This is a genomic window from Chelativorans sp. (assembly GCF_031180965.1).
GTDB lineage: Bacteria > Pseudomonadota > Alphaproteobacteria > Rhizobiales > Rhizobiaceae > Chelativorans.
Map to the genome: position 1 here is coordinate 40,867 of NZ_JAPSLH010000030.1, position 8,314 is coordinate 49,180.

The window sequence follows — 8,314 nt, forward strand, 5'->3', positions numbered from 1 at the left end:
GAAAGATGATGATCAGGTCCACCGTGTGCGGCGTCGGCTCGGCCTTGCCTCGGCGCGTCGTGACGAACAAGGACCTCGAGCAGAGGCTCGAGACGTCGGACGAGTGGATCGTCCAGAGGACGGGCATCCGCCAACGCTACATCGCGGCGGAGGACGAGACCACTGCATCGCTGGGCGAGGCTGCCGCGCGCCGCGCACTCGAAAGCGCGGGGATGACTCCTGCGGACGTCGACCTCATCGTCCTCGGCACGTCCACGCCCAACAACACCTTTCCCGCCACGGCCGTCGAGATCCAGGAGCGGCTCGGCATGCGGCACGGCTTCGCCTACGACATGCAGGCTGTCTGCAGCGGCTTCGTCTATGCGGTGACGGCCGCCGATCTCCACCTGCGCGGCGGCACTGCCAAGCGGGCGCTGGTGATCGGTGCGGAGACCTTTTCGCGCATCCTCGACTGGAACGACCGCACCACCTGCGTCCTCTTCGGAGACGGCGCGGGCGCCGTGGTCCTGGAGGCGCGGGACGGTGAGGGTACGATAGCGGACCGTGGGATCCTGGCCTCGGCGCTGCGCTCCGACGGCTCGCACAAGGACAAGCTCTTCGTCGACGGCGGCCCGTCCACGACGCAGACCGTCGGACACCTGCGCATGCAGGGCCGCGAGGTATTCAAACATGCCGTGGGCATGATCACCGACGTCGTGGAGGACGTCTTCCGCAAGGCCGATGTTTCGGCCGAGGACATAAGCTGGTTCGTGCCCCACCAGGCGAACAAGCGCATCATCGACGCCTCGGCAAGGAAGCTTGGCATCGCCGAGGAGAAGGTGGTCGTCACGGTCGATCTGCATGGCAACACGTCGGCGGCTTCCGTCCCGCTCGCGCTTGCCCATGCGGTCGCGCAAGGCCGGATCAAGCGCGGCGATCTCGTGCTTCTGGAGGCGATGGGCGGCGGCTTCACCTGGGGCGCGGTGCTTCTGCGCTGGTAAGCTTCGTTCGCACCGGCCTTGATTCCAGTCCTTGACCTTGCACCTCCAATTTTTTAACGTCCGGAGGTCGCTTGTATTTTCAATAGTTTCCACATTTGGGAAGGGTCGGATGGGGGGAAAGACGGTGACACGGGCCGACCTCGCGGAGGCTGTCTACCGTAAGGTAGGCTTATCGCGCACCGAGTCGGCCCAGATCGTGGAAATGGTCCTTCAGGAGGTCTGCGACGCCATCGTGCGCGGCGAGACCGTGAAGCTCTCCTCCTTCGCTACCTTCCAGGTCCGCGAAAAGAATGAGCGGGTGGGCCGCAACCCGAAGACGGGCGAGGAAGTGCCGATCCTGCCGCGCCGGGTGATGACCTTCAAGGCCTCGAACGTGCTGAAGAACCGCATCCTGCAGGCGCACCAGACCCGCAAGGCCGGCAAGAATTCCTGACCTGCCGGTTTTCCCGCGGGCCTGTTGCTGCTTCGTCTTGCCATCCGGCGCGCGATGCTGGTGAAATGTCTTCCTCGAATCGCAGGAGACCGGACCCGTGATGGACAAGAGCCCGGACGCATTCCGCACCATCAGCGAGGTGGCCGAGGATCTCGACCTGCCGCAACATGTACTTCGCTTTTGGGAGACGCGCTTCACGCAGATAAAGCCGATGAAGCGGGGCGGCGGCCGCCGCTACTACCGCCCGCAGGACGTGGAACTGATCAAGGGCATTCGGCACATGCTCTATGATCAGGGCTACACGATAAAAGGCGTGCAGAAGCTCCTGCGCGAGAAGGGCAACCAGTTCGTGGCGGCGGTCGGCCGCGGCGATGTCGCCGCCGCCGAGGTGATCGCCCAGCAGAAGCAGGCCGACAAGGCTGAGGACGAGCTGGTGCTCGGCAAGCCAAAGGTCAAACCCAGCCTGCGCTTCTTCGGGCTTGGCCGGGGCGAGGAGGATGGGCCCGTCTCCCCCGACGAGAACCGGCTCTCGCGCGACAACCGCGCTCTTCTCCAGGAGGCTCTGTTCGATCTCCTGGAATGCAAGCGCCTGCTGGACCAGGTTCGCTAGACTAGCCATCGCTGCCGGCTCTGCTCAAGCTGCCCGGCGGGCCGGCATCAGTTGGCCACGCCGGAATCCGCTTCGCCCCGCCGACATTCCGCGAGCTGCGGAACAACTCCATTGCCGAGACGTTGAATCGGGTCTTGACAATGGGGAGAATCACCTTGGCACCGCGGGCTTCCTGGAAGGGTTTCCTGAAGATTTCCGAATTGGCTCTGCCGGTCGCGCTCTATGCGGGTGCCACCACGTCGAACCGCGTCTCCTTCCATATCCTCAACCGCAAGACCGGCAACCGCGTTCACCGGCAGTATTTCGACGAGGAGACGGAGGAGCCGGTCGAGCCGGAGCAACAGGTCAAGGGCTATGAGGTTGGTGACGGCCAGTATGTGATCCTCGAGCCGGAGGAGATCGCCGAGACTGTTCCCGAAAGCGATAAGACGATCCGCATCGAGGCTTTCATCCCCTGCTCGGAGGTGGACACAGTCTTTTTCGATCGGCCTTACTATCTCTCGCCCTCGGGGGCTGTGGCAGTCGATTCCTTTGCGGTGATCCGCGAGGGCATGCGGCGCAAGAATGTAGCGGCGGTGGCTCGCGCGGTGCTCTTCCGCCGCTTGCGCACGCTGATTCTGCGGCCGGAGGGGCCGGGGCTCGTCGCCAATACCCTCAATTTCGACTATGCGGTGCGCCCCGCCTCGGAGGTCTTCGACGACCTACCGGAGATGAAGCTCGAGGGCGAGATGCTCGATCTTGCCAAATACATCATCAAGACCAAGAGCGGGGAGTTCAATCCGCGTGAATTCGACGACCGCTATGACGAGGCGCTGGCGGAACTGGTCCGGGCCAAGATGGAAGGCCGCGAGATCAAGGTGCCGAAGCCGCCCAAGGAGACCAAGGTGGTCAACCTGATGGATGCGCTGCGCAAGAGCGCCCAGGCGACCGGCAAGGCGCCGAAGAAGGCCAAGCCCGCCGCCGGCAAAAAGAGCGCGGCCGCGGAGCGCCGCAAGGCAAGCTGATGGCGCTCAGCACCTACCGCAAGAAGCGCAATTTTTCCGCCACGCCCGAGCCGCCGGGTGAGGAGAAGAGCTCGCCCGGCGGCGATAGCTTCGTCATCCAGAAGCATGCGGCGCGACGCCTGCACTACGATCTGCGCCTGGAAATGAATGGGGTGCTGAAAAGTTGGGCCGTAACCAAGGGGCCGAGCCTTGTTCCGGGTGACAAGCGGCTTGCCGTCCATGTGGAGGACCATCCGCTGGACTACGGCGATTTCGAAGGCACGATCCCCAAGGGCGAATATGGCGGCGGGACTGTGATCGTCTGGGATCGCGGCCGATGGTCGCCCATCGGCGACGCCAAGAAAGGTTACGCCAAGGGCCATCTTGAGTTCGAGCTGCATGGCGAAAAGCTGCGCGGCCGTTGGCACCTTGTCCGCATGGCCAAGAAGCCGCGCGACAAGAAGGAGAACTGGCTTCTCATCAAGGGCGACGACGACTTCGCCCGGGGCGAGGGCGATCCGGATATCGTCGAGGAGCGTCCCGAATCCGTGAAAACGGGCAGGCTCATAGAGGATGTCGAGGGCGAGGCGCCCGGCTGGTCATCGAAGACAGGACGAATCCAGAAGCCCGCGGAGGAAGAGCTGCCGCTTCCCAAGCAGGCCAAGAAGGCCGGCTATCCCGGCTTCATCGAGCCGGCGCTCGCGACATTGCGCAGCACCGCGCCTCCTGGAACCAAGTGGCTGCACGAGATCAAGTATGACGGCTACCGGCTGCAGGCGCATATCCGCGACGGCAGGACCCGGCTCCTGACGCGCAGCGGCCTTGATTGGACGGAAAAGTTCGGCCGCCCCATTGCCGATGCACTGAGCGGCCTACCGGTCGAGCAGGCCATATTCGACGGTGAGCTGATCGTAGAGGGAGCCGGCGGCGCGTCTGACTTCTCCGCCCTCCAGGCCGCCTTGTCGGAGGGCCGCACCGACCGGATGGCTTTGTATCTGTTCGATATCCTCTACCTGGACGGTTATGACTTCCGTCCGGTGCCGCTCATCGAGCGGAAAGCCGTTCTGGAAAGGATCCTGAAGGGAGCGCCTCCGCTCATCCGCTATAGCGAGCATTTCGAGGAGGACGGCGAACTTGTCTTCCGCCATGCCTGCCGGCTCAGCCTTGAGGGCATCGTCTCAAAGGATCGCGACGCGCCCTATCGCTCCGGCCGCAGCAAGGATTGGCTCAAATCCAAGTGCTCGATGCGGCAGGAATTTGTGGTGGCGGGCTTCGTGCCCTCGTCCACGTTCAACCGGGCGATAGGGTCGCTGGTGCTGGGCTACTATGAGGGCGGGAAGCTCGTCCATGCCGGCCGCGTCGGCACCGGGTTCAGCCACGTCCTGGCGCAGGAGCTGTTCAACCGCCTCGACAAGATTCGCATACCGAAGAGCCCTTTTTCCAAGAAGCTGACGGCCGAGGAGGCTCGCGGAGCGAAATTCGTGCGCCCGGAACTCGTCGCCGAGGTGGAGTTCAGAACCTGGACCGCCGAAAACCTGATCCGGCACGCCTCCTTCAGGGGCCTGCGCGACGACAAGGAGCCCAAGGAGGTAACGCGGGAGACCGGCGGCAAGGGGCCGGTGGAGCGGCCGGCGCCTGCCGTCCGCCTCACCCATCCCGACCGGCTCTATTGGAAGGACGCCGGCGTTACCAAGCAGGGACTTGCCGACTACTACATGGAAGTCTGGCCGCGCATGGGTCCGTTCATCGTCGGCCGTCCGCTGGCGCTGGTCCGCTGCCCCGACGGCGTCGGCGGCCAGTGCTTTTTTCAGAAGCATGCCTGGCGCGGCCAGTCGCATGAGATCATGAAAGCGGTCGATCCCGAGGATGACGAGCCGATCATCGCTATCGACGGTCTGCCGGGGCTGCTCGGACTGGTTCAGGGCGGCACGCTGGAGATCCATCCCTGGGGTTCGCGGCTCGACGATCTGGAGAAACCCGATCTCATCAATATGGATCTCGACCCGGGTCCGGGCGTCTCCTGGGAGGAGGTGATCGAGGCCGCCCGGGAGGTGAAGGACAGATTGGCCGATGCTGGGCTTGCAAGCTTCGTGAAGACATCCGGCGGCAAGGGCCTGCACGTGGTGGCGCCCCTCAAGCCCCGGGCGGAGTGGGGTGAAGTGAAGGCCTTCGCCAAAGGCATTGCCGACGCGATGGCGTCCGATAGTCCGGAGCGTTTTGTGGCGACCGTCACGAAGGCCAAGCGCACGGGCAAGATCCTGATCGACTATCTGCGCAACGGGCGCGGCGCCACTGCGGTCGCCCCTTATTCCACCCGTTCCAGACCTGGTGCGGCGGTTTCCATGCCGCTTGCATGGGAGGAGTTGAACGCCGGCATCCGCGCCGACTATTTCACGGTCGTCAACGCGCCGACGCGCCTTGCGGCTCTGGAAAAAGACCCGTGGGAGGATTTCTGGAAAGCGGCAGTGCCGCTCAGAAAGCGGATGAAGCGCGCCGCCTGAGGCGGCGCCCTGGAAAACGCCGCCCTAGCGGCTTTTCCGTTTCTCCTGCGAGATCGACCGCTTCAGCGCGTCCAGGATGCTGACGACATTGTCGGGCGCTTCCGGCTCCTCCTCCGTCTTCTTGCGTTTGGCCGGACGCTTGCCCTTCTTCTGCTTGCTCTCGATGATGTCCTTGAGGCGTTCCTGCACGGGATCGCTGGCCATGGAGGGATCCCATGGCTTGGTGAGATCCTCGATCAGCGTCTCGATGAGGGAAACCAGACGCGATTCCACCTTCTTGTCATCAAGCCCGGCGAACACTTGCTCAGGCTCCCGCACCTCATCGCCATAGCGCAGCGTCCAGAGCACGATGCCCTTCCCGTGCGGCTGGAGCAGCACCGCACGCTCGCGCCGGGAGAGAACGAGGCGCGAAATGCCCACAGTCCCCGTCGCCGCCATCGCCTCCCGGATCACCGCAAAGGCCTCTTGCGCCACCTCGTCGTCCGGCATCAGGTAATAGGGCGTATCGTACCAGATCCAGTCGATCGAATCAGCGGGCACGAACTGGTTTATGTCGATGGTGCGCGTGCTTTCGAGGCCCACCGCCTCCAGTTCCTCGTCCTCGAAGGTGATGTATTTGCCGTCCTCGGTCTCGTATCCGCGGACCTCGTCTTCGTCGCTGACCGGCTTGCCCGTTTCGGCGTCCACATAGCGGCTCCGCACACGGTTGCCCGTGTCGCGGTTCATCGTGTGAAAGCGAATCTTCTCCCGTTCGCTGGTCGCCGGTGTCAGCGACACCGCGCAGGTGACGAGCGAGAGCTTCAGATAACCTTTCCAATAGGGTCGTGGCGCCATATTGCCCTCCCGGGGACAATCTGGAACGCACGTAAGCCGAGATGGTTTCCCCAGGCTGGCTTTTGCATGCATTGGGCGCGCGGGATTGGGATCGCAAGCCGGGCACGACTGCGGCGGAAGATTGGACGGGGATCGGGGGCAAATATGGATATCTTTACCGCCGCCGGTTTTGCGGCCCTGCTGCAGGTGATCATGATCGACCTGTTGCTGGCCGGCGACAACGCTGTCGTCATCGGGCTTGCCGCGAACGGCCTGCCTGCCTCGCAGCGGAGGAAGGCGATTCTGATCGGCATCGGATCGGCGACCGTTCTAAGAATCGCATTCGCCGCCATCGCGCTGGAACTTCTCCGCATCGTCGGTCTGGTTCTGGTCGGCGGCTTTCTGCTGCTGTGGGTCTGCTGGCGCATGTGGCGGGAGCTCCGCGCCTCCGAGGACGCCCAGCCGCGGGCCGCGGCTGGGCAGGGCGTTGCCGGCTCGAATCCCGTTCCGGGCGGCCGCAAGACGCTCCGTCAGGCGGCGACGCAGATCGTCGTCGCGGATTTGTCGATGTCACTGGACAATGTGCTCGCCGTGGCAGGAGCCGCGCGGGAGCATCCCTCCGTGCTGATCATCGGCCTTGGCCTGTCGATCGCGCTTATGGGGTTAGCAGCGACCCTCATTGCACGACTCCTCGACCGCTACCGCTGGATTGCCTATCTGGGGCTGGCGATTGTCCTCTATGTGGCGCTGGAGATGATCTATCGCGGCGCGGTCGAAGTCTCCGACCCAGTCTCGACCTGGTTGTGACCGGTGGCGAGCCTGCGACGACACAATCGGGGTGCTTGGGGAAAATTGGTCGGAGCGGCCGGATTCGAACCGACGACCCCTTGACCCCCAGTCAAGTGCGCTACCGGGCTGCGCTACGCTCCGAACCGCGTGAAGCCTTATAGTCTCGCCGCCGCCTGCGCAAGGCCTTAAATCCGCTGCAGGGCGGCGGGGGACGCCTGGTATCGCTGCTCCAGAGCCATCATGCCCCAGAGCAGGCCGAGCAGCAGATAGAAATGCCGCCAGTGATCGGTGTCGATCACCCAGCCCAGCATGATGTGGCCGATGAAGACGACATAGGCGCAGACGAGATAGGGCTGCCATGGCCGCGCGCGGAAGAGGATGCGGAAGCAGGCCGCGACCGTCCAAACCATCAGCATCAGATAGGCGGCAAAGCCAAGCCAGGAATAGTCCAGAAGGGCTTTCAGCCAGATGTTGTGCGTGTCCACGCCGTAGATCTGCCCGAACTCCAGCGGGCCGATGCCGAGGGGCCGCTCGGCGGCGAGCTCGAAGCCGATGAAGTGCCTGTCGAAGCGGCCGAGCCTTTGGGCGTCATAGTCCTGCACCAGCCGCGCCCGCTCGGAAAAGAGGTCGGCCACTTCCGTGATCTGTAGCGCCAGGAGAAGGGCGACCGCGGCGATGGCGAAGGCTGCGAGGCTCATGCCGATGATCCTGAGGCGCACCACGCCGCGCTGGTTATGGATGAAGAGCGCCAGCATGAGCATGAGCGCCGAAACGAGGAACAGCCCCCATGCGCCGCGTGAGAAGGAGAGGAAGACGCCGAGCGTGATGATGAGGAAGGGCGGGATCGCCAGCAGCGCGGCCGCAGGGCGTCCCGTCATGATGCGGTGCAGGAGATAGATGCCCGGCAGGGTCAGGAACGGACCGAAGACGTTAGGGTCCTCGAACGCGCCCGCCGCGCGGCCGTAGCGGGTGAACATCTCCGCGCCCGGAAAGGCCTGGAAATAGCCGGCGATGCCCAACAGCGCAGTGACCACCGCCGCCGCCGTCCAGGCGCGGAAGACGAGCGACAAGAGGCTCGACTGGGTCTCGACCACGGAGGCGAAAAAGACGGACGTGAAGGCCAGAAATAGGGATACGGCGAGGTAGAGGGGTATGTCGCCGAGGTCGGCGAGCTGGCTCATGGAAATCAGCCCGCCGATATTGAA

The 8,314-nt window shown here is 64.1% G+C and carries 8 protein-coding genes and 1 tRNA gene; 6 read left to right on the forward strand and 3 right to left on the reverse strand.

The annotated features are described in order from the left end of the window. The first annotated feature begins 8 nt into the window (after positions 1 to 8). From RIN79_RS18215 to ligD, 5 genes are all read left to right on the forward strand, one after another. On the forward strand, positions 9 to 980 hold the full coding sequence (locus RIN79_RS18215; protein WP_309086115.1) for a beta-ketoacyl-ACP synthase III: 972 nt from the start codon (positions 9 to 11) through the stop codon (positions 978 to 980). A 109-nt stretch (positions 981 to 1,089) separates the two neighbouring features. After that, the gene (locus RIN79_RS18220) at positions 1,090 to 1,413 is read left to right on the forward strand and encodes an integration host factor subunit alpha (protein WP_309086108.1); all 324 of its coding nucleotides are present in this window, start codon (positions 1,090 to 1,092) and stop codon (positions 1,411 to 1,413) included. 100 nt (positions 1,414 to 1,513) lie between these two features. Further along, on the forward strand, positions 1,514 to 2,023 hold the full coding sequence (locus tag RIN79_RS18225) for a MerR family transcriptional regulator (protein WP_309086116.1): 510 nt from the start codon (positions 1,514 to 1,516) through the stop codon (positions 2,021 to 2,023). A 140-nt stretch (positions 2,024 to 2,163) separates the two neighbouring features. Beyond that, positions 2,164 to 3,027 (forward strand): Ku protein, encoded by an 864-nt coding sequence (locus tag RIN79_RS18230; RefSeq protein WP_375165969.1) that lies wholly within the window; start codon positions 2,164 to 2,166, stop codon positions 3,025 to 3,027. Continuing rightward, entirely contained in the window at positions 3,027 to 5,507 is a 2,481-nt protein-coding gene (gene ligD, locus RIN79_RS18235; protein ID WP_309086109.1) for a DNA ligase D, read from the forward strand. The genes RIN79_RS18230 and ligD overlap by 1 nt, the downstream gene beginning before the upstream one ends. Before the next feature lie 24 nt (positions 5,508 to 5,531). On the opposite strand, the gene RIN79_RS18240 is transcribed toward ligD, so the two are convergent. Next, entirely contained in the window at positions 5,532 to 6,341 is an 810-nt protein-coding gene (locus RIN79_RS18240) for a Ku protein (RefSeq protein ID WP_309086110.1), read from the reverse strand. 144 nt (positions 6,342 to 6,485) lie between these two features. Between RIN79_RS18240 and RIN79_RS18245 the strand changes: the two genes are divergently transcribed. Next, a complete protein-coding gene (locus RIN79_RS18245; RefSeq protein WP_309086111.1) occupies positions 6,486 to 7,127 on the forward strand; it encodes a TerC family protein in 642 nt (213 codons plus the stop codon). Positions 7,128 to 7,173: 46 nt separating this feature from the next. Here the strand turns inward: RIN79_RS18245 and RIN79_RS18250 are convergent. Further along, a tRNA-Pro gene (locus RIN79_RS18250) sits at positions 7,174 to 7,250 on the reverse strand. Between the two features lie 44 nt (positions 7,251 to 7,294). Further along, positions 7,295 to 8,314 (reverse strand): O-antigen ligase family protein (locus RIN79_RS18255; RefSeq protein WP_309086112.1); only part of this gene is annotated, 1,020 nt, incomplete at its 5' end.

Coding starts and splice junctions, on each gene's coding strand:
- RIN79_RS18215 (WP_309086115.1), top strand. CDS start 9: ATGATCAGGTCCACCGTGTGCGGCGTCGGCTCGGCCTTGCCTCGGCGC.
- RIN79_RS18220 (WP_309086108.1), top strand. CDS start 1,090: ATGGGGGGAAAGACGGTGACACGGGCCGACCTCGCGGAGGCTGTCTAC.
- RIN79_RS18225 (WP_309086116.1), top strand. CDS start 1,514: ATGGACAAGAGCCCGGACGCATTCCGCACCATCAGCGAGGTGGCCGAG.
- RIN79_RS18230 (WP_375165969.1), top strand. CDS start 2,164: ATGGGGAGAATCACCTTGGCACCGCGGGCTTCCTGGAAGGGTTTCCTG.
- ligD (WP_309086109.1), top strand. CDS start 3,027: ATGGCGCTCAGCACCTACCGCAAGAAGCGCAATTTTTCCGCCACGCCC.
- RIN79_RS18240 (WP_309086110.1), bottom strand. CDS start 6,341: ATGGCGCCACGACCCTATTGGAAAGGTTATCTGAAGCTCTCGCTCGTC.
- RIN79_RS18245 (WP_309086111.1), top strand. CDS start 6,486: ATGGATATCTTTACCGCCGCCGGTTTTGCGGCCCTGCTGCAGGTGATC.